Source organism: Arthrobacter sp. DMZ02-1R (genome assembly GCF_057747935.1).
On the sequence record NZ_CM173230.1, the window covers coordinates 1,917,421 to 1,942,570 of the forward strand.

23 protein-coding genes and 2 tRNA genes are annotated in these 25,150 nt (G+C 63.8%); 18 read left to right on the top strand and 7 right to left on the bottom strand.

Annotation, left to right across the window (positions count from 1 at the left end):
• Positions 1–66 precede the first annotated feature (66 nt).
• A complete protein-coding gene (locus AC3ANQ_RS09405; protein ID WP_488304832.1) occupies positions 67–1,179 on the top strand; it encodes a branched-chain amino acid aminotransferase in 1,113 nt (370 codons plus the stop codon).
• Between the two features lie 133 nt (positions 1,180–1,312).
• On the opposite strand, the gene AC3ANQ_RS09410 is transcribed toward AC3ANQ_RS09405, so the two are convergent.
• Positions 1,313–1,888, bottom strand: a complete 576-nt coding sequence (locus tag AC3ANQ_RS09410; protein WP_488304833.1) for an SGNH/GDSL hydrolase family protein — start codon at positions 1,886–1,888, stop codon at positions 1,313–1,315.
• A 312-nt stretch (positions 1,889–2,200) separates the two neighbouring features.
• Between AC3ANQ_RS09410 and AC3ANQ_RS09415 the strand changes: the two genes are divergently transcribed.
• The 4 genes from AC3ANQ_RS09415 to AC3ANQ_RS09430 all read left to right on the top strand — a co-directional run bounded on the left by AC3ANQ_RS09415 (position 2,201) and on the right by AC3ANQ_RS09430 (position 6,155).
• Complete coding sequence (locus tag AC3ANQ_RS09415) at positions 2,201–2,983, top strand: MBL fold metallo-hydrolase (RefSeq protein WP_488304834.1); 783 nt, start codon at positions 2,201–2,203, stop codon at positions 2,981–2,983.
• Between the two features lie 72 nt (positions 2,984–3,055).
• Positions 3,056–3,832: a fumarylacetoacetate hydrolase family protein gene (locus tag AC3ANQ_RS09420; protein ID WP_488304835.1), complete on the top strand. Its 777-nt coding sequence runs from the start codon at positions 3,056–3,058 to the stop codon at positions 3,830–3,832.
• A gap of 82 nt (positions 3,833–3,914) precedes the next feature.
• A complete protein-coding gene (gene gltX, locus AC3ANQ_RS09425) occupies positions 3,915–5,429 on the top strand; it encodes a glutamate--tRNA ligase (protein ID WP_488304836.1) in 1,515 nt (504 codons plus the stop codon).
• A gap of 12 nt (positions 5,430–5,441) precedes the next feature.
• A complete protein-coding gene (locus tag AC3ANQ_RS09430; RefSeq protein ID WP_488304837.1) occupies positions 5,442–6,155 on the top strand; it encodes an HAD family hydrolase in 714 nt (237 codons plus the stop codon).
• A gap of 57 nt (positions 6,156–6,212) precedes the next feature.
• Here AC3ANQ_RS09430 and AC3ANQ_RS09435 read toward each other — a convergent pair whose 3' ends face one another.
• Positions 6,213–7,676 (bottom strand): hypothetical protein, encoded by a 1,464-nt coding sequence (locus tag AC3ANQ_RS09435; RefSeq protein WP_488304838.1) that lies wholly within the window; start codon positions 7,674–7,676, stop codon positions 6,213–6,215.
• 334 nt (positions 7,677–8,010) lie between these two features.
• Between AC3ANQ_RS09435 and AC3ANQ_RS09440 the strand changes: the two genes are divergently transcribed.
• Positions 8,011–8,082 (top strand) — tRNA-Gln (locus AC3ANQ_RS09440).
• Between the two features lie 141 nt (positions 8,083–8,223).
• Positions 8,224–8,296: transfer RNA gene (locus AC3ANQ_RS09445), tRNA-Glu, on the top strand.
• Positions 8,297–8,509: 213 nt separating this feature from the next.
• On the opposite strand, the gene AC3ANQ_RS09450 is transcribed toward AC3ANQ_RS09445, so the two are convergent.
• Together AC3ANQ_RS09450 and AC3ANQ_RS09455 are read right to left on the bottom strand one after the other, a co-directional pair.
• Complete coding sequence (locus AC3ANQ_RS09450) at positions 8,510–9,076, bottom strand: DUF1697 domain-containing protein (protein ID WP_488304839.1); 567 nt, start codon at positions 9,074–9,076, stop codon at positions 8,510–8,512.
• A gap of 70 nt (positions 9,077–9,146) precedes the next feature.
• Positions 9,147–9,866 (bottom strand): IclR family transcriptional regulator, encoded by a 720-nt coding sequence (locus AC3ANQ_RS09455; RefSeq protein ID WP_028264661.1) that lies wholly within the window; start codon positions 9,864–9,866, stop codon positions 9,147–9,149.
• Between the two features lie 112 nt (positions 9,867–9,978).
• On the opposite strand from AC3ANQ_RS09455, the gene leuC reads away from it, so the two are divergent.
• The 6 genes from leuC to AC3ANQ_RS09485 all read left to right on the top strand — a co-directional run bounded on the left by leuC (position 9,979) and on the right by AC3ANQ_RS09485 (position 16,554).
• A complete protein-coding gene (leuC, locus tag AC3ANQ_RS09460; RefSeq protein ID WP_488304840.1) occupies positions 9,979–11,433 on the top strand; it encodes a 3-isopropylmalate dehydratase large subunit in 1,455 nt (484 codons plus the stop codon).
• Between the two features lie 10 nt (positions 11,434–11,443).
• Positions 11,444–12,046, top strand: coding sequence for a 3-isopropylmalate dehydratase small subunit (gene leuD, locus AC3ANQ_RS09465; RefSeq protein ID WP_268021309.1), 603 nt, complete (start codon positions 11,444–11,446; stop codon positions 12,044–12,046).
• A 164-nt stretch (positions 12,047–12,210) separates the two neighbouring features.
• A complete protein-coding gene (gene murA / locus AC3ANQ_RS09470; protein WP_488304841.1) occupies positions 12,211–13,536 on the top strand; it encodes a UDP-N-acetylglucosamine 1-carboxyvinyltransferase in 1,326 nt (441 codons plus the stop codon).
• Positions 13,537–13,547: 11 nt separating this feature from the next.
• Positions 13,548–14,321, top strand: a complete 774-nt coding sequence (locus AC3ANQ_RS09475) for a lysophospholipid acyltransferase family protein (protein WP_488304842.1) — start codon at positions 13,548–13,550, stop codon at positions 14,319–14,321.
• 17 nt (positions 14,322–14,338) lie between these two features.
• Positions 14,339–15,370 (top strand): NAD(P)H-dependent glycerol-3-phosphate dehydrogenase, encoded by a 1,032-nt coding sequence (locus AC3ANQ_RS09480; RefSeq protein WP_488304843.1) that lies wholly within the window; start codon positions 14,339–14,341, stop codon positions 15,368–15,370.
• Positions 15,371–15,387: 17 nt separating this feature from the next.
• The gene (locus AC3ANQ_RS09485; RefSeq protein ID WP_488305291.1) at positions 15,388–16,554 is read left to right on the top strand and encodes a D-alanine--D-alanine ligase family protein; all 1,167 of its coding nucleotides are present in this window, start codon (positions 15,388–15,390) and stop codon (positions 16,552–16,554) included.
• Between the two features lie 199 nt (positions 16,555–16,753).
• Here the strand turns inward: AC3ANQ_RS09485 and AC3ANQ_RS09490 are convergent, their stop codons facing one another.
• A complete protein-coding gene (locus AC3ANQ_RS09490; RefSeq protein ID WP_488304844.1) occupies positions 16,754–17,269 on the bottom strand; it encodes a DUF3515 family protein in 516 nt (171 codons plus the stop codon).
• Positions 17,270–17,421: 152 nt separating this feature from the next.
• On the opposite strand from AC3ANQ_RS09490, the gene thiL reads away from it, so the two are divergent.
• From thiL to rsmD, 4 genes are read left to right on the top strand one after another with little or no spacing between them, the layout of a single operon-like run.
• Positions 17,422–18,435 (top strand): thiamine-phosphate kinase, encoded by a 1,014-nt coding sequence (gene thiL / locus AC3ANQ_RS09495; RefSeq protein ID WP_488304845.1) that lies wholly within the window; start codon positions 17,422–17,424, stop codon positions 18,433–18,435.
• 22 nt (positions 18,436–18,457) lie between these two features.
• The gene (locus tag AC3ANQ_RS09500) at positions 18,458–19,498 is read left to right on the top strand and encodes a DAK2 domain-containing protein (protein ID WP_488304846.1); all 1,041 of its coding nucleotides are present in this window, start codon (positions 18,458–18,460) and stop codon (positions 19,496–19,498) included.
• Positions 19,488–21,767 carry an ATP-dependent DNA helicase RecG gene (locus AC3ANQ_RS09505; protein ID WP_488304847.1) on the top strand — a complete coding sequence of 760 codons (2,280 nt, stop codon included), beginning with the start codon at positions 19,488–19,490 and terminating at the stop codon, positions 21,765–21,767. The genes AC3ANQ_RS09500 and AC3ANQ_RS09505 overlap by 11 nt, the downstream gene beginning before the upstream one ends.
• Positions 21,768–21,818: 51 nt before the next feature.
• Positions 21,819–22,385: a 16S rRNA (guanine(966)-N(2))-methyltransferase RsmD gene (gene rsmD, locus AC3ANQ_RS09510; RefSeq protein WP_488304848.1), complete on the top strand. Its 567-nt coding sequence runs from the start codon at positions 21,819–21,821 to the stop codon at positions 22,383–22,385.
• A gap of 97 nt (positions 22,386–22,482) precedes the next feature.
• Here the strand turns inward: rsmD and AC3ANQ_RS09515 are convergent, their stop codons facing one another.
• Both AC3ANQ_RS09515 and AC3ANQ_RS09520 read right to left on the bottom strand, forming a co-directional pair.
• Positions 22,483–23,271, bottom strand: a complete 789-nt coding sequence (locus tag AC3ANQ_RS09515) for a spermidine synthase (RefSeq protein WP_488304849.1) — start codon at positions 23,269–23,271, stop codon at positions 22,483–22,485.
• 2 nt (positions 23,272–23,273) lie between these two features.
• A complete protein-coding gene (locus AC3ANQ_RS09520) occupies positions 23,274–24,530 on the bottom strand; it encodes an aminotransferase class I/II-fold pyridoxal phosphate-dependent enzyme (protein WP_488304850.1) in 1,257 nt (418 codons plus the stop codon).
• Between the two features lie 105 nt (positions 24,531–24,635).
• Here AC3ANQ_RS09520 and coaD point away from each other — a divergent pair, with 105 nt between their 5' ends.
• Complete coding sequence (gene coaD, locus AC3ANQ_RS09525; RefSeq protein WP_268021320.1) at positions 24,636–25,121, top strand: pantetheine-phosphate adenylyltransferase; 486 nt, start codon at positions 24,636–24,638, stop codon at positions 25,119–25,121.
• The last annotated feature ends 29 nt before the right edge of the window (positions 25,122–25,150 follow it).

The window sequence follows — 25,150 nt, forward strand, 5'->3', positions numbered from 1 at the left end:
GGTCCGTCGCTGAACCATATCCTCCAAGAGATGGTTCGCTCTGCCAGGTGGCCGACTGGAGGAAACATGACTCAGACTGCCCATGGCGTCGAATTCAGCCAGCAGCTCTCGGAGACCCCGAAGTCTGCTGAGGAGCGTGCAGCGATCCTGGCAAACCCGGGATTTGGCGACTACTTCACCGACAACACCGTCATTGTCGACTACAGCGTTGACGCCGAGGGCAAGGGCGGCTGGCACAGTGCCCGCGTCGAGGCCTACGGGCCGATTTCCCTGGATCCTTCCGCGGCAGTGCTGCACTACGGCCAGGAGATCTTCGAAGGCCTCAAGGCCTACCGCCACGCCGACGGCTCCATATGGACTTTCCGTCCCGAGGCCAACGCCGCTCGGCTGAACAAGTCGGCCCGCCGCTTGGCCCTCCCGGAACTGCCGGAGGAGTACTTCCTCGGCGCCATCCGCGAACTTGTGCAGGCGGACAAGGAATGGGTCCCGTCCGGCGACGGCGAAGCCCTTTACCTGCGCCCGTTCATGATCGCCACGGAGGCGTTCCTAGGTGTCCGCGCCGCCCGCGAGGTCTCCTTCCGGGTCATCGCGTCCCCGGCCGGCAACTACTTCGGCGGTGAGCTCAAGCCGGTGTCCATCTGGATCTCCCGTGAATACGCCCGCGCCGGCCGCGGCGGCACCGGCGCTGCCAAGTGTGGTGGAAACTATGCTGCTTCCCTGATCGCCCAGATGGAGGCCGAGGAGAACGGCTGCAAGCAGGTCCTCTTCCTGGACCACTTCAATGACGACGCTGTCGAAGAGCTCGGCGGCATGAACGTCTTCTTCGTCATGAAGGACGGCTCGCTGGTCACCCCGGCGCTCACAGGAACCATCCTTGAAGGCGTGACCCGGTCCTCCGTCATCCAGGTGGCCAAGGACATGGGCCGCGAGGTTTCAGAACGCAAGATCACCCTCGCCGAGTGGCGGGACGGCGTGGCAACAGGAGAGATCGCCGAGGTCTTCGCTTGCGGAACCGCGGCCGTCATCACGCCCATCGGCGTGCTCAAGGACAAGACCGAGTTCATCGGCTCCGAGGACGCCAAGGCAGGCGAAACCACCATGGCGATCCGCGAGCAGCTGCTCGGGATCCAGACCGGAACGGTTGAGGACAAGCACGGCTGGCTGACCCGCCTCGCGTAAGGCTTGGCGGCTTCTGCAATGCCCGACGGCGGCCCCCCACTTCGGTGGGCAGGCCGCCGTCGGCGTTTCACCAGGGAACAGTCGGCTGGCCGGAAGCCAGGGGTTTCCGGGCCACCGGTCCCTGGGGCTGGGGTTACTGGGGCTGGGGCCTTTGGATCAGTGGTTCGATGAGTGCTTCCATCTTGGCTTGCAGGTACTGCTGGCCGGCCGCGGAGGGGTGGTCGCCGTCGGGCCCGATCAGGTTCTCGGCATCGTCCATGATCCAGCCGAGGTCAATCGGATCCACGAAGCCGGCGCCTGCTTGCTGGGCTGCGGCTTTATCCTGGTCCCGTATCTCGAGTCTTTCCGATTCCGGCGTACTCGTATACGACGGTGGACCAATCACCAGGATGTTGGCATGGGGAGCCCGGACCTTGACCGACGCAAAGGCCCGAGCCGCTGCAACTTGGGTCTCCCCTGGGGCAGCACCCATATCATTTTCGGAGCCAAAGAACACCACCAAGCGCGTGGAGTCCGTTACTGCCCCGTCCACCTGGGAACCGAAGGTCGATCCGTCGTCGCCGACGCTGACATAACCGCTGCCATCCTGTGCCGCATTGACGATGGTTGCCTGAAACTGTTGAAAAAGGGGATCGTTCTCCACGAGGTTTGGCCACGCGTCAGCGGGTGAGGTGCCGTGTCCGGTACTGAGGGAATCTCCGATGATCACGACCGTTGGCTGTTTTGCGGACGCAGCAGAGCGGGGTCCCGCGTCGGACGAACAAGCACTAAGGGTCGCGAGAACGGAAAGGCAAACGGTTGCGGTCGCCGTCGTGGTCCAGAGAAGTCCTCTTCGAGGGATTTGAGTCCGGAACAATTCGACCACTCCTCTGCATCCATTCAAGGCAATCCGCGCTGTAGATCAGCCCTGCCGGCTTGTGCTGATGCCTTGGCACCATGCTACGTCGTGTGCCGGTTTTGCTCGCTGTGCAACTGCTCCAACTCGGGCAGCTGGCCTTGTGACATGTGCCAAGATGGAATCGTGAATCCGGTCAATGACGCCTCTTTCCAGAACAGCAGTTTCCTCACCCGCTCACGGTTGGCACCCAATCCGGGGCCGATGAGCCTCGATGGGACCAATTCCTACGTCATTGCCGCCCCGGACGCTACCGGAGTGGTCGTCGTCGATCCCGGGCCGCTCGACGAAACGCATCTGGCCGCTCTGGCCGCCAGCGGAACGGTTGAGCTCGTTCTTATCACCCACCGCCACAAGGACCATACCGAGGCGTCCGCGCGCTTCCACGAACTCACCGGCGCACCCGTCCGTGCGGCGGACCCGGCGCACTGCCACGGTGGCGAGCCGCTCCGCGGTGACGAGATCATCAAGGCAGCAGGGGTAGAGATCCACGTACTTGCCACGCCGGGCCACACTTCTGACTCAGTGTGCTTCCATCTTCCCGACGACGGGACTGACGGCTCTGTGCTCACTGGTGACACCATCCTGGGACGAGGAACCACAGTCCTGGACTATCCCGACGGCAGGCTAGGGGACTACCTCGCGAGCCTCGACACACTTGAAGGACTTGGTCCGGCAACCCTGTTGCCCGCGCACGGGCCCGTCCTGCCGGCGTTGGACGCGGTGTGCCGGGAGTATCGGGCCCACAGGGAGATGCGTCTGGACCAGATCCGTGAGGCCCTCGCACGACTCGGGGCGGAGGCCGAGGTGCAGGCTGTCACCGATGCCGTGTATCCCGACGTCGATCCTTCCGTGCGCTGGGCTGCGGAAACCTCGGTTGCCGCGCAACTGGACTATCTGCGCAGATAGCGGACACTGTCCGCAGCCGGGGCGCGTACCGGCCGCGCTAACCGACCGCGTGCGGACGGTACGCTAGAAACCATGCGTATCGCTCGGTTTGTTGTTGATTCTGATCCCGTCTACGGCGTCGTCGAAGGTGAGCCCGGCAGTGAAGTCATCACTGTCATTCACGGCGATCCCTTCTTCAACGGCGTTGAGCGGACCTCGGTCCGCCACAAGCTCGAAGACGTGCGCTTGCTGGCACCCATCATTCCGCGCAGCAAGGTGATCGGCGTCGGCCGGAACTTTGCTGATCACGCCAGGGAACTGGGCAATGAAGTTCCGCAGCATCCCCTGCTCTTCCTGAAGCCGAACACGGCCGTCGTTGGCCCCAACGACCCCATTGTGTTGCCCGAGTTCTCAGAGGAAGTCTCCTTCGAAGCGGAACTCTGCGTCGTCATCGGCCGCATTTGCAAGGACGTGCCCGAAAACCGCGTGGACGACGTCATTTTCGGTTATACCTGCGGCAACGACCTCACGGCCCGCGACGTCCAGAAAACGGATCTGCAGTGGGCGCGCGCCAAGGGCTTCGACACCTCCGCGCCCCTGGGCCCGTGGATCGAGACCGACCTTGACCCCGAGGACTTGGCTATCAAGGGCTGGCTCAATGGCGAACTTCGCCAGGAGGGCAACACCAATCAGATGATCCGCAGCGTGCGTGAACTCGTGTCGATCGTTTCGCAAGCATTCACATTGCTGCCCGGCGACGTCATCATGACAGGCACTCCGGCCGGCGTCGGTCTGGTACAGGAGGGCGATCGCTACGAGATCGAGATCGAAGGCATCGGCCGCTTATCCAATCCGGTAGTCCGCCGCTGAAGGTTTGACGGGTTCGCCTGCTGCTTGAGCCCAGTGACATTGGGGATTCTGCCAAGCGGCAGGCGGTAAAGTTGGAACCATTATGACTACTGTTGCTGCGTCGAACTCTGCCGCCATCCCTGCCGTGAACGCCGAAACCCCGGTCCGCGTCCGGTTCTGCCCCTCGCCCACGGGAACCCCGCACGTCGGATTGATCCGTACGGCCCTCTTCAACTGGGCCTACGCCCGGCATACCGGAGGCAAGCTGATTTTCCGTATCGAGGACACTGACTCGGCCCGCGACAGCGAGGAAAGCTACCATCAGCTGCTTGATGCGCTGAAGTGGCTCGGCATCGACTGGGACGAGGGCGTCGAGGTCGGTGGACCGCATGAACCGTACCGTCAGTCGCAGCGCAGCGACATCTACCAGGACGTCATCGCCAAGCTGAAGGCCGGCGGTCACATCTACGAGTCGTACTCCACTCCGGACGAAATCGAAACCCGGCACCGCGCTGCCGGCCGGGATCCCAAGCTCGGCTACGACGGCTTCGACCGGCATGTGACCGAAGAGCAGCTCGCCCAGTACAAGGCCGAAGGTCGCCAGGCCGTGCTGCGCCTGCGTATGCCGGACGAAGACTTGACCTTCAATGACCTCGTGCGCGGGGAGATCACGTTCAAGGCAGGCTCCGTGCCCGACTTTGCCGTCGTGCGGGCCAATGGTGCACCGCTGTACACCCTGGTGAATCCGGTCGACGACGCCCTCATGGGCATCACGCACATCCTGCGCGGCGAGGACCTGCTTAGCTCGACTCCGCGTCAGATCGCCCTCTACCGTGCGCTGTACGCCATCGGCGTCGCCGAATACATGCCGGAGTTCGGCCACCTTCCCTACGTCATGGGCCAGGGGAACAAGAAGCTGTCTAAACGCGATCCGGAATCGAGCCTGTTCCTGCACCGCGAGCGTGGCTTCATCCGCGAGGGATTGCTCAACTACCTGTCGCTTCTGGGCTGGTCCCTGAGCGCCGACGAGGACATCTTCACCGTGGAGCAGCTCGTGGCCAACTTCGACATCCACGATGTCCTGGGCAACCCGGCGCGCTTCGACATCAAGAAGGCCGAGGCGATCAACGGCACGCATGTGCGTATGCTCGCCCCTGACGACTTCTGTGAGCGGCTCGTTCCCTACCTGCGCGCTGCCGGTTTCGTGGGGGAGATCCTGACCCCGCGCCAGGAAGAGATCCTTGAGGAGGCCGCGCCGCTGGTCCAGGAACGGATCACCCTTCTGGGCGAGGCACCCGAGATGCTCGCCTTCCTTTTCAAGCAGGACGGCCACATCGACGTCGCGGACGACGCCCGCAAGGGTCTTCCCGAAAACCTGACCGAGGTGTTGGACGCTGCGTTGGCCGCCCTGGAACCCGTCGAGGACTGGACAGCAGAAAGCATCCAGACGGCGCTCAAGCAGGCCTTGGTGGAAGACCTCGGCATCAAGCCGCGCCTTGCGTTCGGCCCCGTACGCACGGCAATCTCCGGCCGCCGCATCTCGCCGCCGCTTTTTGAATCCATGGTCATCCTGGGCAAGGATTCCTCGCTCACCCGCTTGCGCGCCTTCCGCGGCTAGTCCAGGCTCGCCGTGATCAACACACTTCATGAGTCATTCGGCACGGTCCGGGGTGTCCTGTTCGACATTGACGACACCCTGGTGGACCTCGAGTACGCCATGACCACGGCTCTGCGTGACGTGAGCGAACATCTCCTGCCCGGCCTGGACCAGGCCGCGTGGGAGAAGTTCGGACGGATCTTCACGCACGAAACGACGCATTTCTATGACCGCTACCTGGCGGGCGAGTTAACCTTCAACGAGCAGCGACTCCTGCGTGGCCGTGCGGCGCTAGGGCATTTCGGCGTCGAGCTTGGCGGCGAGGACTCCCACACATGGCTCAGCGACTACTCCCGCCTGCAGCCCAGCTATGTCAGGGCCTTCAGCGACGTAGTTCCCGTGCTTGACGTCTTGGATGCCGCCGGCATTCCCTATGGCGCCGTGAGCAATAACGTCCACGATTACCAGCGGGTCAAGCTCGACAGCGCAGGACTCGCGCGGATCACGGTGCTTGTGGGGACGGACACCGTTGGTGTGCCGAAGCCGGACCCCGCCATATACCTCGAGGGGGTCCGCCGCCTGGGCACGGTTCCGGCCGAGACGCTCTTCGTCGGCGACAACCGGTTGCTCGACGCCGACGGCGCCACGGCGGCCGGATTGCAAGGTGTCTGGCTGAACCGTACAGGTGAGGCCACGTCCGACTTTTCCGGCCACGAAATAGACTCCTTGACGCGACTGCTCGCCTGAGCCTTGCTGCTCGCCTGAGCATTGCCGTTGGCCTGAACAGCGGCGGGGCTTCGGCGACTACGCGCCGAGCCGGAACTTCCGAAGGAAGACAAACGCGCCCACGGAGCTGGCACCCAGGACGCCAACAAGTCCAAGCGCCGTGCCGGTATCTGATTTTTCAGCCATGCTCGACGGCGATACCGCCGCGGCCCCCTGATGGAGTTCTGCCGTGCCCGCCGCGATCCGGGCATTCCCGTCCGCGAGTTTGTCGGCTCCGGTAGACAGCCGGGCCGAGCCCGCAGCCAGTTTGGCGTTTCCTTCGGACAACTTCGAGGCGCCCGCAGCCAATGCAGTGGAGCCGTCCAGAAGACCGGGGGAGGAGGGATCGGCGGGGCTGCCCTTGATGCCCGCCATCAGGGATTCCGTGCCCGACGCCAATCGTGACGTTCCATCCGTCATGCTGGCCGTGGCCTTGAGGAGCCCCGGATGCTCCGGGTCACCCGGAACGCCGTCCATGCCCACGCGGATCTTTGCCGTTCCATCGGCAAGCATCTGAGTTCCCAGAACCACGCCCGGAGAGGCCGGGTCCTGGCTGTTGAGCTTCTGGGCGAGCGTCGCGAAGCCGGCCGTCAGCTTTCCGGTTCCTGCCGCCAGTTTCCCCGTGCCGTCGGCGAGCCTTCCGGTGCCGTCGTGCAGTTGCCCCGCCCCGGCTTGGAGCTGCCCTGCCCCCGCCTGCAATTGCGAGGCTCCGGCATCAAGGCGATGTGCGCCATCGTTGAGCATATTGATCTGGGCCCTCAGCACTGCGAGGGGCACTACGCCCTGGACTCCGTTGGCGGCATCGGCGAGCTGCTGCAGCCCCTGGGCCAATGCTGCCGTTCCTGTTCCCTTGGTGGGATCGTTTCCGGCGCCCGGGTAGCCCTTGAGCTGATCAGTGCCAGCCGCCAGACTCGCGGTACCCGCGTCGAGTCGGGCAGCGCCGGCGTCGAGCTGTGCGGCGCCGCTGTTGAGTTGGACTGCCCCATTGTTGAGCTGCGTGGCGCCGTCGGCGAGGTTGTTTTCGGCGTTGCCGGCCGGGGTCGGGGTCAGGGCCGCGGAGAGCTGAACAGCCCCGGCCGCAAGCTTCTGCGCGCCGTTGTCCACTTTGTAGACTCCCGGCGCAAGCTTGGCGTTGACATCGTTCTGGATCTTCACCGCCCCTGTAGCCAGTTTGTCGGCGCCATCCTTCAACTGCTGGGCTCCTGGGGCCAGCTTGCCCTGGATTCCGGTTTGGACCTTCGACGCGCCATCAGCCAGTTTGGCCGCGCCAGTCCCCGCTTCCGCGGCTCCTCCCGCAAGCCTTGCCGCACCGTCCTTGAGCTGTCCCGCGCCGGCTGATGCCTGTCCTGCGCCGTCATTGAGCTGCTCGGATCCTGCGGCGATCTTCCCAATGACCAAGGTGTAGAACCCGAGGAGAGCGATCAGTAGGAGGGCCAGCGCACCGATGGCGATCATCTGGGCCCGGCTGCGTGTTCTGGTGGCGATGGCAGAGTTCCGTGTCATGGGCAAATTCCTCTCGATGACTTCCCGACGGCGACGCTGCTGCCGGGGATCCCCCCATGTGACGCAGCTAACAGGCGAAGTGACCTGATGCTGTGCCACGAAACAAGTGTTTGGCGTTGGTTACCGAGTGGTAACTTACCGAGAGTAAACTTAAGGTCCGGGGTATTGCAAGGGTTTTTTGCTCCCATTGGCGGATCATTCAGCGTAGGGCGGTGCCCGTCGCGTGACCGTGCGCTCGATTTGTGCGCATCGAGAGTCTCGGGTAAAGTAATTACTCGTGCTGAGGGGCACGGAGCGAAGGTTTACGCCATCGAATCCGGCCTAAAAGCACCAATGGGATATGGTGTAATTGGCAACACTACGGTTTCTGGTACCGTCATTCTAGGTTCGAGTCCTGGTATCCCAGCTCTGAATAGTCCATGTATTTGCGTGGTAATTTGGAAGTTTTGAAGCGGTTCGCCGATTTGAAACAACGTTGAATGTATGAAATACTCATTCAGCTTGATTGCCGGAAGCGGTATTCAAAACGCAATAATTCAAAGTGCAAGGCCCCATCGTATAGCGGCCTAGTACGCTGCCCTCTCACGGCGGTAACGCGGGTTCGAATCCCGCTGGGGTCACAATATGAATCCCCCGGAACCAACATGTTCCGGGGGATTTTTCTTTGCCCTAGGTGCGGGTGGGACATCGGACGCCGTACCTTCCTCCCCTTGTTTGCCGCCCGAAAGCCCCCAAATGGCTCTACTCGCCGTGTCGCAAACGCTTTCCCACCTTAGAGGCTGGGAGGACTGTACATGCGGCAGCCGCGGGCATCCACATCCAGGTCCTCAGCCCTAAGCGCTGTCCTTCTGGAGGGCTCCCGCTGCGTCCCTGACCTTGATGAGCGTGCGCAAGTTCCGGGTGGTGGTGCTTGCCTTGTAGCGGGCCTTTGAAGAGAGCTTGCTGAAGGGGCTGTCCAACGTCCCTCCTGCCGGGGCGAGCCAGGCCGAAGCCTCGGGGCCCAAGCGGACTTGTTCGACGCCGCCCTGTCCCGGCGTGCCGAGGGCTGTGCCGGCGTCGAACAGTTCGTCCAACATGGCCGTGTCCGAAGCCAGGGTGATGTAGCTGTGCGTGGTCTTGTCGTCGGCGGGATAGGGGCAGGCTTCCACCAGTTCGGCAACCCGTTCTGCGGTCAGCACCACTACCCAGGCGTCATAACCGAATGCCTCCCTCAGGCATTTCTCACACTGTTCTTTGACTTCGGCCGCGTCCAGATCGCTCTGAAGGACCACGTTGCCGCTGGCAAGCAGGGTCTTGACCCCGGTGAAGGGGTATGCCTTGAGGGCCACTTTGAGGTCGGCCATCTTGATGTTGATCCCGCCAACGTTGATCCCACGCAGGAACACGGCAAAGCTGTTCATGCGCCCACCCTACATGCGCCCACCCTGCGACGGGCGCCCATCTAAGCAGAGAGGGGTTGAGGAGAGCGGATCAGTCGTTGTTCTTGCGCAGGGCCTCCGTCAGCACCCGCGCGGCATTGCAGACAACCTCGGCGTGGAGCCTTCCGGGTTGGCGGGTCAGGCGCTCGATGGGGCCCGAGATGGACACGGCAGCAATGACCCGGCCGGAAGGGCCGCGCACCGGCGCGGAGACTGAGGCGACACCAGGCTCGCGTTCGCCCAGGCTCTGAGCCCAGCCCCGACGTCGTACTCCCGCCAGGACCGTCGGCGTGAACCGGGCATTCTGAAGTCCGTCCAGAAGGCGGTCGTGGTCTTCCCACGCCAGGAGGATTTGCGCGGCGGAGCCGGCCTTCATGGACAGCTGGGTACCGACGGGAATGGTGTCGCGGAGGCCGATCGGGCGTTCGGCCGAAGCGACGCACACGCGCCAGTCGCCCTGCCGGCGGAAGATCTGAGCGCTTTCTCCGGTGGCGTCCCGGAGCTGGATGAGGACAGGACCGGCCGAGGCGATGAGCCTGTCTTCGCCGGCCGCCGAGGCGAGCTCAACGAGGCGGCTGCCCAAGACAAAGCGCCCTTGGATGTCACGGCTCACAAGACGGTGGTGGACCAGGGCCAGTGCCAGCCGGTGCACGGTGGGACGGGCCAGCCCGGTTGCGGCCACAAGCTGAGCAAGGGTGGTTGGTCCCGCCTCAAGTGCGTCGAGCACCTGGGCCGCTTTATCGATGACGCCGACTCCACTAGAATTGTCCATGTAATGATATTGCCGTCTCAATATCTGAGATGCAAGTTGTTTCACTGGCGCAGTTTGAATCGCTGATGTTCAGTGGAAGTAGTCAAGCCAACCGCAGTGAAGGGAGCAGGCCGTGGGAAAGACACTGGCCGAGAAAGTTTGGGATGCGCACGTAGTGCGCAAGGGCGAAGGCGAAGGAGCCAACGCCCAGCCCGATCTTCTGTTCATCGACCTGCACCTCGTGCATGAAGTGACTTCGCCCCAGGCCTTTGAGGGTCTCCGATTGGCCGGCCGCAAACTGCGCCGGCCGGACCTCACCATCGCGACCGAGGACCACAACACTCCCACCCTGGACATCGACAAGCCGATTGCCGATCTCACCAGCCGCACGCAGATCCAGACCTTGCGCAACAACTGCCAGGAGTTCGGGGTCCGCCTGCACTCGCTCGGCGATGCCGAACAGGGCATTGTGCACGTGGTAGGCCCGCAGCTGGGACTCACTCAGCCCGGCATGACGGTTGTCTGCGGCGATTCCCACACTTCCACGCACGGTGCATTCGGTGCGCTGGCCATGGGCATCGGGACCTCCGAGGTGGAACACGTCATGGCCACCCAGACGCTGTCCCTCAAGCCGTTCAAGACCATGGCGATCAATGTTGAGGGCACCCTGCGCCCGGGCGTGTCTGCAAAGGACATCATCCTGGCGGTCATCGCCAAGATCGGCACGGGTGGCGGCCAAGGCTACGTGCTGGAGTACCGTGGATCGGCCATCCGCGCGCTCTCAATGGATGCCCGCATGACCATCTGCAACATGTCGATTGAAGCCGGCGCCCGTGCAGGCCTGGTGGCTCCGGACCAGACCACGTACGACTACATGTACGGCCGTCCCCACGCCCCCCGGGGCGAGGAATGGGACGCAGCCGTCGAATACTGGAACACGCTGCACACCGACGACGACGCCACTTTCGACGTCGAGGTGGACCTAGACGCCGATGCTTTGGAGCCGTTCGTTACATGGGGGACCAACCCCGCCCAAGGTGTTTCACTCAACGATGCGGTTCCGTTCCCCGGGGACTTCGGCGACGAAAATGCCAAGCTGGCTGCCGAACGCGCGTTGCAGTACATGGGCCTCGAGGCCGGTACGCCGATGAAGGACATTCGGGTGGACACGGTGTTCCTCGGTTCCTGCACCAACTCCCGCATCGAGGACCTACGTGCCGCGGCAGATGTTATCCGCGGCCGGGAAAAGGACCCGAAGGTACGGATGCTGGTGGTCCCCGGGTCGGCGCGCGTCCGTCTCGAGGCCGAAGCCGAGGGACTGGACCAGGTGTTCAAGGAATTCGGTGCCGAGTGGCGATTCGCCGGCTGCTCCATGTGCCTGGGTATGAACCCGGACCAGCTCGAACCGGGGGAGCGCTGCGCATCCACCTCGAACCGTAACTTCGAAGGACGCCAGGGCAAGGGCGGCCGCACGCATTTGGTCTCGCCGGTAGTGGCCGCTGCCACGGCCGTGCGCGGGACGCTGAGCTCGCCGTCGGACCTGGAGCCCGCCTCCGTCTCCGCATCCACCACCACCGACGCCGCCTAGGAGGATCCCCATGGAAAAGTTCACAACCCACACCGGCATCGGTGTCCCGTTGCGCCAGAGCAATGTGGACACGGACCAGATCATTCCTGCCGTCTACCTCAAGCGGATTACCCGTACCGGCTTCGAGGACGCACTGTTCTCAGCGTGGCGCAAGGACCCGTCCTTCATCCTGAACCAGGAGCCCTTCACCGCGGGATCGGTCCTGGTGGCGGGCCCCGATTTCGGCACCGGCTCGTCCCGCGAACACGCAGTCTGGGCGCTGAAGGACTACGGATTCAAAGCCGTGTTGTCTTCCCGTTTCGCGGACATCTTCCGCGGCAATTCGGGCAAGCAGGGCCTCTTGGCTGCCGAGCTTGCCCAAGACGATATCGAGCTCATCTGGAAAGTGCTTGAAAACGCTCCGGGCACCGAAGTCAAGGTTGACCTTGTGTCCAAAACCGTTGAATGCGGCAACGTCGTGGCGCCGTTCGAGATCGACGATTACACCCGCTGGCGCCTCCTGGAGGGCTTGGACGACATTGGATTGACGCTCCAGCACGAGGAAGACATCACGGCCTACGAGGCCACGAGGCCCTCCTTCAAGCCGAAAACCCTGCCGGCACGGATCCAGTAGGTCAGCAGGAAAGGACCGGCCGGGACGAAGATCCGTGACGGTCCTTTTCTGTCGGCGGAAACACTTCGGGGCGTGCTCCATTTCGAATCGGTAACGTCAGCTTTTATGCTTAGCTGGAGCCTTCGTAAGTATGGGGGCATCAACTCGTGAGGAAACCGGTATAGATGAGTAGTGTCCTGACAATCCGCGGCGGCGTCCCCTTGACCGGCCGCGTCACCGTCAGAGGTGCCAAGAACCTTGTTCCCAAGGCCATGGTGGCTTCGCTCCTCGGCAACGAACCCTCGGTGCTGCGGAACGTCCCGGAAATCAAGGACGTGGAGGTCGTCACCAGCCTGCTGCAGCTCCATGGCGTGACTGTTCAGAAGGACCCCGTCACTGGCGATCTCACCCTGGATCCCAAGAACGCCAAGACAGCGTCCAGCACCGCGATCGACGCCCACGCGGGGGACTCCCGCATCCCGATCCTGCTGTGCGGGCCGCTGATCCATGCCATTGGCGAAGCGTTCATTCCGGACCTCGGCGGCTGCAAGATCGGTGACAGGCCCATCGATTACCACCTCAACGTACTTCGCCAGTTTGGCGCCGTCGTCGAAAAGCGCCCGGGCGGCATCCACATTTCCGCTCCCAAGGGACTCCACGGCGCCAAGATCTCCCTCCCGTACCCTTCGGTGGGAGCCACGGAACAGGTCCTGTTGAGCGCCACCCGCGCAGAGGGCATTACAGAACTCAGCGGTGCGGCCACCGAGCCCGAAATCATCGACCTTATAGCTGTCCTTCAAAAGATGGGCGCCATCATCAGCGTCCAGACGGACCGCACCATCAGGATCGAAGGCGTCAAGGACCTTGGCGGTTACGACCACCGCGCGCTGCCTGACCGCAATGAATCGGCGTCGTGGGCTTCTGCTGCTTTGGTGACCCGTGGAGATATCTTCGTCGAGGGTGCTTCGCAGCGAGACATGATGACTTTCCTGAACACCTACCGAAAGGTAGGTGGCGGCATGGATATCCGTGAGGACGGTATCCGCTTCTACCACCCTGGCGGCAAGCTCAGCCCGCTCGTCCTTGAAACCGATGTGCACCCGGGATTCATGACCGACTGGCAGCAGCCGTTGGTAGTTGCCCTGACCCAGGCTGAAGGCGTGTCGATCGTGCACGAAACCGTGTACGAAAACCGCTTTGGCTTTACCGAAGCGCTGACCCGCATGGGTGCCACGATCCAGGTCCACCGTGAATGCCTCGGAAGCGTGCCGTGCCGGTTCGGCCAGCGCAATTTCCTGCATTCCGCCGTCATTTCGGGACCCACCCCGCTCAGGGGCACCGACATCGATATCCCTGATCTCCGCGGCGGATTCAGCCACCTTATTGCGGCGCTTGCCGCAACGGGCACGTCCAGGGTGACCGGGATCGATATCATCAACCGTGGCTACGAGCGCTTCACTGAAAAGCTCGCCGGCCTGGGTGCCGATTTCGACCTCACCGACTCCAAGTAACGGGGGACACCTTGAAGGAATCGGCCACGAGCCGTGCCATGTTCGCTGTTCTCGCGGGAATTGCGCGCCCGCTCATGAACATCCTCATGGCAAAGAAGTGGGAGGGGACTGAAAAGCTCCCCGAAGGTGGCTTCATTGCCGCCCCGAACCATTGCACCGAGATCGACCCCATTGTGGTGGGGCACATGCTTTACAACATGAAGCGTCCACCGCATTTCCTTGCGAAGTCGGGCCTTTTCAAGGCCCCCGTCCTGGGTAGCCTGTTGCGCGCAACGAACCAGATTCCGGTGGAACGCTCGACGACGGGAGCGAACCGCTCGCTGCAAGCCGCCCAGGACGTGGTGGACGCCGGAGGTGCCATAATCATCTATCCGGAGGGCACCCTGACGCGCGACCCGGATTTGTGGCCGATGAAAGGCCATACGGGAGCCGCGCGCCTGGCGATCCAAACGGGTGCTCCCGTAGTTCCCATTGCCCATTGGGGCGCCCATGAAGTCTTCCCGCGGTATGCCAAGCGTCTGTATGTCTTCCCCCGGAGGACCTCCCGCATCCTGGTGGGCGATCCGGTGGACCTCAACGCTTTCCAGGGTCGGACCCTGGACCGCGCCACCTTGGTAGAGGCGACCGACATCATCATGGGCGCCATCACGGAACTCCTGGCTACCTTGCGCGGGGAAGAACCCCCCGCGGAACGTTGGGATCCCGCAGCCCACAACCAGTCCAAGCACGGTCGGTTCCAAGCGACTGAAGAAACCGGCACCAACGGCGCGGACGGACAGAAGTGACCGCTGGCGAGGTACCCATGTCCAATACGGCGGTAGTCGCCGTTCTTGGCGCTGGATCCTGGGGCACCACGTTCGCCAAGGTCCTGGCGGATGCGGCAGTAGCCACTGGCACGGAGCGCAGCATTCGTATTTGGGGCCGGCGGGACGAAGTGGTTGCCCAGATCAACACGGAACACCGCAATGCGCAGTATTTGAAGGACATTGCGTTGCCCGATTGCATCACGGCGTCAACGGATGTATCCGAGGTCCTTGCCGGTGCCGGGATCGTCATCCTCGCCGTGCCGGCACAATCGCTTCGGCTGCAACTGCGCAAATGGAAGCCACTCGTGGCTCCGGACGCCATTGTCGTCTCCCTCATGAAGGGCCTTGAACTCGGCACTGACTCGCGCATGAGCCAGGTTATTTCCGAGGAACTCGACATCCCGCAGGAGCGGATTGCCGTGGTTTCGGGGCCCAACCTGGCCATGGAAATCGCGCGGCAAGAACCGACCGCTTCCGTGGTGGCATGCAGCGACGAGGCGACTGCTGCCGAAATTGCGCACTGCTGTACTGCGCCGTACTTCCGCCCCTACACCAGCAATGATGTGGTGGGCGTCGAAATCGGCGGAATCGTGAAAAACGTCATCGCCCTCGCCGTCGGCATCTGCGAAGGCAAGCAGATGGGTGACAACACGAAGGCCTCGGTGATCACCCGGGGCCTCGCGGAGACATCGCGGCTTGCCCTTGCCCTGGGTGGCGAGGCACGCACCATGGCAGGTCTTGCTGGACTGGGCGACCTTGTGGCGACCTGCTCCTCGCCGCTCTCCCGCAACCATACGGCGGGCCGTTTGCTCGGCGAAGGCCTGACCCTTGACCAGGTTACAGAGCGCATGACGCAGACCGCGGAAGGCATCAAGTCCGGGTACGCTGTCCACGAACTAGCCGGAAAACTCGGCGTCGAAATGCCGATCACGGCGGCCGTGGTGGCCGTCCTAGAAGGCAAACTATCCGTAGATGAACTTGGGCCCAGACTCCTGGCCCGCTCCCTGAAGTCCGAAGGCGATTACTGACTGTGACCGAAGAATCCTTGTCTGCCGGAGCTGCTGAGTCCTCTGGAACTGCTGCTTCCGCAAAACCCTCCGAACGTCGTCGGCCGCGCGTCGCAGTGCTCTTTGGAGGCCGCTCAAGCGAGCACGCGGTCAGCTGTGTGACCGCTGCCGGTGTCATGGGCGCCATCGACAGGAGCAAGTACGACGTCGTCCCCATCGGCATCGCGAAGTCCGGCCAGTGGGTGATCCCTTCGGCTGATATCAGCAAGTGGTCATTGAGCGGCGCGGCGCTGCCTGAGGTGGCACCGTCCGGGAAGACCGTCACGCTTGCCGAGGTGGGCGGAGCCCACCAGTTGATCGTCACGGCACCGAACGCTGTACCCGAGGAACTGGGTTCGGTGGACGTCGTTTTCCCGCTCCTGCACGGGCCTTGGGGCGAAGATGGAACGGTCCAGGGACTCCTGGAGCTTTCGGATACCCGGTACGTGGGAGCCGGAGTTCTGGCATCCGCGGTCGGCATGGATAAGCACTTCATGAAGGTCGTTTTCGAGGCCGCCGGCCTTACCGTGGGACCCTACGTCGCCGTCACGGACCGTGAATGGATCAACGACGCTGAAGCCGTGCGCAAGCGCGTGGACCGCCTCGGCTTCCCGGTCTTCGTGAAGCCCGCTCGCGCCGGTTCCTCGATGGGGATTTCCAAGGTCGATTCCATGGACGGGTTGGATGCCGCCGTCGAGGAGGCGCGTCGGCACGACCTCAAACTGGTGATCGAGGCCGGCATTGTTGGCCGGGAAATCGAGTGCGCCGTCCTTGAAGGACGGGGTACTGCGGCGCCGCGCACCTCGATGCCGGGAGAGATCGCCGTCGCTCCGGGCGAGCACGAATTCTATGACTTCAACGCCAAATACGTGGAAGACGGCGCCGCCGCCTTGAGCTGCCCGGCTGATATTCCAGACGAGGCCATCGCCCGCGTGCGTGAGCTTGCTGCCGCAGCGTTCGATGCCGTCGGTGCTGAAGGCCTCAGCCGCGTGGACTTCTTCTACACCCCGGACGGCGAGCTCATCATCAACGAGATCAACACCATGCCCGGATTCACGCCCAAGAGCATGTATCCGCAGATGTGGGCGGCTTCCGGCCTGAGCTACGCCGAGTTGATCGACGAACTCATCTACCTGGCACTCAATCGGAAAACCGGCTTGCGCTGAACCGGCCGGCGCCGAAAACCGGCTTGCGCTGAACCGGCCGGCGCCGAAAACCGGCTTGCGCTGAACCGGCCGGCGCCGAAAACCGGCTTGCGCTGAACCGGCCGGCGCCGAAAACCGGCTTGCGCTGAACCGGCCGGCGCCGAAAACCGGCTTGCGCTGAACCGGCCGGCGCTGAAAACCGGCTACGGCGTTCGGCCTGCTACTTCCCTGGGGTGCTTGTCGGCAGGTTCTGCAGCAGCTCAGGCTGGCCAACGCACTTTCGTACGGCCTTGATCTTCGCTGCGGCAGGTGCCAAATCGGCAAGGACCGTAGCAGAACTGATCTTGTTCGGGTCCATGAGGATTTCCGTGGCCGGCTCGCGTCCGTAGGTGGTCAGTGTCCACACCGGGTCGCCTTCCTTGATGACCCAGTCGACGTCGTTCACGGTGACGCAGCGGTCCGTGGTGGGGCCGGGCACGTTGACGCCGCAACGCAGGATCAGGACAGAAGGGTCGCCCCATGCGGCCGTCGCTTGGCTGTTGGTCTTCCGCAGGGCGGCATCGCCGATGGTGTCCGGAAGTGCCACCATCATGGGTGCGCAAGCCGCGTTCGCGGCATCAGCGGCAGGCTTGACGTCAACGACGGGGGAGCAGGCTGCCAGGCTAAGAACCGAAACCGCGGCGGCCGTCAGGGAGCAAAGGGCGCGGACATACACGGCGGTTTTCGTTTGTTGCATTGATCAAGCCTATCGCGGCAGCGGCTCCCCGGAGGGAGCAGCAGATCGGCGAAGCAGGCGGAGGATGCCGCACTCAGCCAACGCTGGCCAGTCAAGCCCCGGCTGCCGCGGACGGGCCCTTCTTTGTCGGCAGTTCGCGATAGCGTAGACCTGTGTCCATAGAACAACAGACTGTCGCTGAGCTTTCCGAAGGGGAACTCCTCGCGCGTATTTTTCCGCGCCTGCACCATAGCGGCAGTGTGCTGCTCGGGCCGGGAGACGATGCCGCCGTCGTCGCCGCTCCGGATGGCCGGACCCTTGTTTCCATTGACACCCAGACCCAGGATCAGGACTTCCGCCTGGAATGGAACAACGGATACCGCACCACGGGATATGACGTCGGTTGGAAGTCGGCGGCACAAAATCTCAGCGACATCAACGCGATGGGTGGTACGGCGGTGTCCCTCGTCGTGAGCCTTACCATGCCGCCCGGCACTCCCGTGCAGTGGGTTGAGGACTTTGCAGATGGGTTGACAGCCGGCATCGTCGGTCTGGGGGCTTCCGACTGTTCGGTTGCCGGGGGAGACTTGGGCCGTGGCAGTGAAATTGCCGTGACCGTCGCGGTCATAGGGTCAATGCACGGGCTTCCCCCTGTGCTGCGCTCCGGTGCCAGGCCCGGGGATGTCCTGGCCCTTGCAGGAACTGTTGGCCGCGCTGCCGCCGGGCTGGCTCTCTTGGAAAGCACCATTCCGGTCGGTACGCTGGATCCCGCCCAACGCGCACTCATGGACAGCCAGTGCCGGCCGCAGCCGCCGCTTACGGCAGGTCCGTTGGGTGCCAAAGCCGGAGCAACCGCCATGATGGATGTCTCCGACGGGCTGTTGCGCGACGGCGTCCGGCTCGCCGAGGCCAGCGGTGTCGGGCTCGATCTCGACCCCATAGCGCTCAAGGCGCTCGCCACCCCCTTGGAAGCTGCCTCGGCTCTCCTCGGCCTCGATCCCATGGACTGGATTCTCGGCGGTGGAGAGGACCACGGTCTGCTGGCGACTTTTCCAGCAAATGTTCAGCTACCTTCCGGCTTCACTGCGATAGGCTCAACCCAGGCCGTTGCCGAAGGGCAGCACAGCGGCGTCCGGATAGCGGGAATGCCCGCTGACACCGTGGGATGGGATCACTTTGCAGACTAAGATTGCCGCCAATGCGCACGCAATGAAACGGTGGCTGGGCAAGGCGGAGACTACGCTCGGGAACCACAGCGATCGCCTCAACGCCATCAACATCTTTCCGGTGGCAGATGGCGATACTGGCACCAACCTGTACCTCACGGTCCGCGCCGCCGCCGCGGCATTCATTGATGGATCCGGCCAGGACGAGCCAACAAACGACGTCGGTACCGTTCTGGCCAATGCAGGCCGGGCGGCCATGGAACAGGCGCGCGGGAACTCCGGAACACTCTTCGCCGTCTTTCTGTGTGCGGCGGCTGAGCCGCTCGCCGGCCACACCCGCCTCAGCGCGCCGCTCCTTGCCACCGCCCTGAACCGTGCCCAGATCCGGGCGTGGTCTGCCTTGAGCGAGCCTGTGCCGGGCACCATGCTCTCCGTTCTGGAGGCTGCTGCAAGGGCCGCGGGTGAATGCGATACCGCGCACAATGGCGATGACAGCAACCAGGCACTGGGACTGGCCCTCGATGCCGCCGTCAATGCCGCGCTGGATGCGGTGGTGCGCACCGAGGATCAGCTCGCCCCTCTGCATGCTGCCCATGTGGTGGACGCGGGCGGCGTGGGCATGTTGTTGATCCTCGACTGCCTGCGTTCGGCCGTGCTCGGCGAAGAACTCCAGGATGAGCTCTTGGACGGCCTCCACGGCTATGACCTGCAGGATCCGCACATCCATGCGGGAATGCCTGATGACGACGGCGTCGAAGTCATGTGCACTATTAGTCTTTCACCGCTGGCCGCTGCTACGCTGCGCCAGCGATTGGACGAACTCGGCGACTCCGTCATCATGAGTCAGGTGGGCAGCGCGAGCCCTGGGGGCAGCCCGGCAGGACGGGACGACGACGATGCCGATGATGACGATGACGCGGTAGAAGCCAGCTACCGCTGGCGGGTGCATGTCCACGTACCAGACGCGGAATCTGCAGTCGCAATTATTCGCTCACTCGGCGACCCCACCGACATCTCCGTCAGCCAGCTGTCGATGCCGCGCGACCCTGGCCTCCCGGCAGGCCAGCACGGGCATGAATCCTGAGCTCCAGCTTCCGCTCGAACGAAGGATCGGCAAACGCTCCGCCTCCGTCATCGAGAAGCACCTCGGCCTGGACACGGTCGGGGAGCTGCTGAACTATTTTCCCCGCCGCTACCTGAGCCGCGGGGAGCTGACCCCCATCAGCAAACTGCCGCTGGATGAAGAAGCCACCCTTATCGCCAGGGTGCTGTCCAACTCCACCCGGCAGATGCGGGCAAGGCGCGGATCGTTGACCGACGTCGTGGTCACTGACGAGGCCGGCGGCGCGCAGATTCCCGGAACCCTGAAGATCAGTTTCTTCAACGGCTTCCGCGCCCGCAGCGAACTCCAGCCGGGGCGCCGCGTTATGTTCTCCGGCAAGGTCAGCCGCTATGGCGGATCCTTGGGCATGACCAATCCGGACTTCATGTTGCTGGACGAGGACCCCGAGTTGGCCGGTTCCGTTGATCCGGAGAAGCTCGCGGCCATGCCCATCCCCGTCTATCCCGCCACAGCGAAGCTCACCAGCTGGTCCATCCACAAGGTCATCACCACCCTCCTGGACACTATCGATGTGGACAGCATCGAAGATCCACTCCCTTCGGAAATTGCCTCTCGGGAGAATTTCCTCAAGGTAGGGCAGGCGTATCGGCTGATCCATTCGCCGGAAACGGCAACGGACTGGCAGCGTGCCCGGGACCGGTTCCGCTACCAGGAAGCCTTGGTGCTGCAGACCGCGCTGGCACGGCGTCGGGCCCAACTGGCGGCAGAAGAGGCGACCGCGCGGCGGCCCTTGCCCGATGGCATCCTTGCCTCCTTCGACCGGCAGCTTCCGTTCACGCTGACCGCCGGTCAGGCCGCCGTCGGGAAGACGCTTTCCCAGGAGCTGGCGCTGGACTCGCCGATGAACCGGTTGCTGCAGGGTGAAGTCGGGTCCGGAAAGACGATTGTGGCCTTGCGCGCAATGCTGCAGGTGGTGGATGCCGGCGGACAGGCGGCGTTGCTTGCCCCCACCGAGGTCCTCGCGGCACAGCATTTCGATTCCATCCGGAGGACCTTGGGTCCGTTGGCCCGGGACGGTCTGTTCGGTGGTGCTGGAATGCTGGGCGGGGCCGGATTGTTGGACAGCGGCCCCGGGAGCGGCCCGGGATCGGTCCAGGTCACGTTGCTGACAGGCTCCATGCCTACGGCCGCCCGCAAGCAGGCCATGCTGGACGCCGCCTCGGGCAATGCCGGCATTGTGATCGGTACCCACGCATTGCTGAGCGACAAAACCTCCTTCGAGGACCTCGGGCTGATCGTCGTGGATGAGCAGCACCGGTTCGGCGTGGAGCAGCGGGATGCCCTCCGAGCCAAGGCGAACCGGCCGCCTCACCTGTTGGTGATGACCGCCACTCCGATTCCGCGCACCGTTGCCATGACGGTCTTCGGCGACCTTGAGACGTCGGTGCTGGACGAACTTCCCGCAGGCCGGGCACCGATCTCCACCCACGTGGTGGGGCTCGCGGAAAACCCGGGCTGGGCGGCGCGGATCTGGAAGCGCTCGCGGGAAGAGATCGACGCCGGGCACCAGGTGTACGTAGTGTGCCCTAAGATCGGAGACGACGACGACGGCGACTTCAGCCCCGGCGAGGCTGAACCAAGCGACGCCGAACTTTCGGACGAGGGTCCCGCGCGCGAGCTCGCCTCGGTGACCGCCGTCGTCGAGACACTCAGCCAGGAACCCGCCTTGCGCGGCGTCAGGGTGGAACCCCTTCACGGACGACAGGACCCGGCGCTCAAGTCTGAAACCATGGCCTCGTTCACCGCCAACCAGACCCAGCTGCTGGTGTCCACCACGGTCATCGAGGTAGGTGTGGACGTCCATAACGCAACCCTGATGGTGATCCTGGATGCTGACCGCTTCGGTATTTCGCAGCTTCACCAGTTGCGCGGGCGGGTGGGCCGGGGCGGTCTGCCGGGCACGTGCCTGCTGGTCACCTCGCTCGAGCCCGGCCATCCGAGCCGCAGGCGCCTGGACGCCGTTGCGTCCACCACCGACGGCTTCGAACTTTCCCAGGAAGACCTCAAATTGCGTCGCGAAGGTGACATCCTGGGCGCTTCGCAATCGGGTGGGCGCTCCACCCTCAAACTGTTGCGGGTCCTGGAGCATGAAGATGTGATCGCCCGTGCCCGCACCGATGCCCAGCAGCTCGTGGCCAACGATCCAGGGCTTCAGGGCCAACAAGCACTCGCTGCGGCAATCGACGAATATCTCAACCCCGAAAAGGAGGCGTTCCTTGAACGCGGCTAAGGAATCCACGCCCGGCAGTACCCCAGGGTACAACGCCTCCGGAGCACGCCCGTGAGCCGGATCATTGCCGGCGTGGTGGGCGGCAACCCCTTGGTCAGCGTTCCGGGAAATGCCACCCGGCCCACGACGGACCGCGTCAAGGAGGCCTTGTTCTCGCGGCTCGAGGCGCTCGACGCCATCGACGATGCCCGCGTCCTTGACCTTTACGCCGGCTCGGGTTCACTCGGCATCGAAAGTGCCAGCCGAGGCGCCCGCACCGCCGAACTCGTGGAGTTTGATGCCCGCGCGTCCGAAGTCTGCCAGCGAAACGCGGACATGGCCAACCAGGTGCTGGGACGCAGGACGGTCTCCGTCCACCGTTCCAAGGTGGAATCTTTCCTGGAGCGCGCTGCGGACGACGCCCTCTGGGACTTGGTCTTCCTGGATCCGCCGTACCCCTTGGACGAACTTTCCCTCAAGGCTGTCCTCGCCAAGCTTGCCTTCCACCTGGACGAAGGCGCCGTCGTCGTCGTCGAACGTTCCTCGCGCTCTCCGGAGCCGGACTGGCCGGACGCCCTGGAACGGTTCGCCGACAAGAAGTACGGCGAAACAAAGCTCTGGTTCGCCGAACCCGTCTAGCGGGTCCCTGGCCGGAGATGCGGCGCTAGCCCGAAAGGCGGCGCTAGCCCGAAAGGCGGCGCTAGCCCGAAAGGCGGCGCTAGCCCGAAAGGCGGCGCTAGCCCGAAAGACGGTCCAGCTCCACTCCGCTCAACACGGCGGCAGGGTGCGGTCCCCGGGCCAAAAGCTCTGCTGTCCACACGGCTGGCCATGGCCAGCGCGTTCCCACGAGGATGATGTTGCCGGGATACCGGCCGGAGAACATGCCACTCTCGGCGAAGGCTGCAACATCTGTCATCGCCTCGCGCATCGCTGCGACCTGGCTCCGCACCAAGGTCAAGGCCGCTTCATCGCCGACATTGACAATGAGCACGCCGTCCGGCCGGAGCCGCGCGGCGGCTTCCTCGTAGAACTCCCTGCAGGCAATATGGGCCGGAGCCTCGGGACCGGAGAAGATGTCCAGGATCACGACGTCGAACGCGAGTTCCCTGGGCAGTTCCCCGAGGGTTTCACGCGCGTCGCCGATATGCGTATACAAGCGGGTACCGTCCGGCAGGGGCAGTTTTTGGAGCACGAAATCCAGTAGCTCGCGTTCGAGTTCGACGGCGTGCTGTTCCGAACCGGGTCTCGTCGCCTCGATGTACCGGGCCAGGGTGAGCGCCCCGGCACCGAGGTGGAGGGCCGTGATAGCTTGCCCGCCAGGCGCGACTAGATCCACCAGATGGCCGATCCTGCGCAAGTACTCGTAGAAGATATCCGCGGGCTCCGCGAGATTGACATGGGACTGCTCGGCCTCGCCGATTCGCAAGATGTAGGCGCCGGCAATCAACGGGTCGGCTTCGATCGCGGCATGCTGCCCGGTGGTCCGTAGGAACCGCCGTCCCTCGTGAGCTTGCTCGGTAGGCACAGTCACAGCTTGCTCCGCAGGGTGGCCAGCCGTGCGGCGGCTTCTTCGAGTACCTCGGTCTTCTTGCAGAAGGCGAACCGAAGGAGGCTGCGGGTCCGCTCCGCGCCTTCGGGGTGGCAGAACACCGGGACGGGGATGGCGGCCACCCCAACAAGCGACGGAAGCCGCCGCGCCAAGTCCACGGAGTCGTCGATACCCAGCGGTGCGGTGTCCACGTTGATGAAGTATGTACCCCGCGGGGTGTAGACGCCGAAGCCAGCGGCCCGCAGGCCCTCAGCCAGGATGTCCCGCTTGTGCTGGAGAGTGGAGGCGATGGCTGTGTAGAACTCCTCCGGCAAGGCCAGGCCCACGGCTATCGCGCTCTGGAAAGGAGTGCCGGAACTGTAGCTGAGGAATTGTTTGACGGTGCGGATCGCTGCGACGAGGTGTTCAGGACCACTGAGCCAGCCGATCTTCCAGCCAGTGAAGGAGAACGTCTTTCCGGCCGAGGAAATTGTCACGCTTCGTTCAGCAGCACCGGGGATGCTTGCGACCGGAATGTGCTGCACACCAAAGGTCAGGTGTTCATAGACTTCGTCGCTGAGGATCACGGCGTCGTATTTCCGGGCGAGTTCGACCACGCGTTCCAGCACCTCGCGCGGGAAGACCGCACCGGTGGGATTGTGCGGGTTGTTGAGGAGCACAACCTTGGTCCGCTCACTGAAGGCCGTTTCCAAAGTGTCCAGGTCCGGGAGGAAATCGGGCGCGAGCAAGGGAGCGGTCACGTGCTTGGCACCGGCGAGCCCGATGATGGCGCCATACGAGTCATAGAACGGTTCGAAGGTCAGGACCTCATCGCCGGGCTCGATGAATGCGAGCAATGACGCGGCGATGGCCTCGGTGGCCCCGGTGGTCACGATGACCTCGGTCTGCGGGTCCGGAGTCAGTCCGTAGAAGCGTGCCTGGTGTGCGGAGATGGCCTCACGAAGTTCAGGGATGCCCTTGCCCGGTGCGTACTGGTTGGCCCCCGCCGAGATGGCTGCTTGCGCCGCTGCCTTGATTTCCGCGGGACCGTCCTCGTCCGGGAATCCTTGGCCCAGGTTGATGGCTCCGGTGGAGATTGCCAGAGTCGTCATCTCTTCGAAGATGGTCACGCCCAGGCTGCCGTCGGCGGAAAGCAAGTTGGCGCCGCTTGCGGCCCGTTGCCACGGGGCAGTACCGGTAGCCTGTTGCCAGGGGGCGCCTGGGGTGTTCGCGCTGAGAGGGGCCGGGCTCGTCACTGTATGTTGCCTTCCTGGAGTGGTGGCCTCCGGCTCGTCCGGGCCAGCATGTCAGCCATGCTATCGCCATAGTGCCTGCGGCCCTGGATGCGGTAGGTTCGAACCATGAGACGCGCAGTGTGCCCTGGCTCCTTTGACCCTATCCACAACGGACACCTGGAAGTCATCGCGAGGGCCGCTGGCCTGTTCGACGAAGTGGTCGTGGCAGTGTCCACCAACTACGCGAAGAAGTACCGCTTCAGCCTCGAAGAACGTATGGAGATGGCGCGGCAGACCCTGGCGTCGCTCCGAGGGATCATCGTGGAGCCCATGGGGGAGGGGCTGTTGGCTGAGTATTGCAGGCATCGGGGGATTTCGGCGATCGTGAAGGGCCTGCGTTCGTCCTCGGATTTTGACTATGAACTTCCCATGGCCACCATGAACCGCCAGCTATCCGGCGTCGAGACTGTTTTCCTTCCGGCGGAGGCCCATTACCTGCATTTGTCCTCCACCCTGATCAAAGAGATCGCCGTTCTGGGCGGCGATGTCTCCGATTTCGTGCCCAAGTCCGTTCTCAAGAGGCTCCTGGCTGGCGAGTCGTCTGCAGAGTAGCCCCGCAGCGGGTAAGCTGGATCGGTACC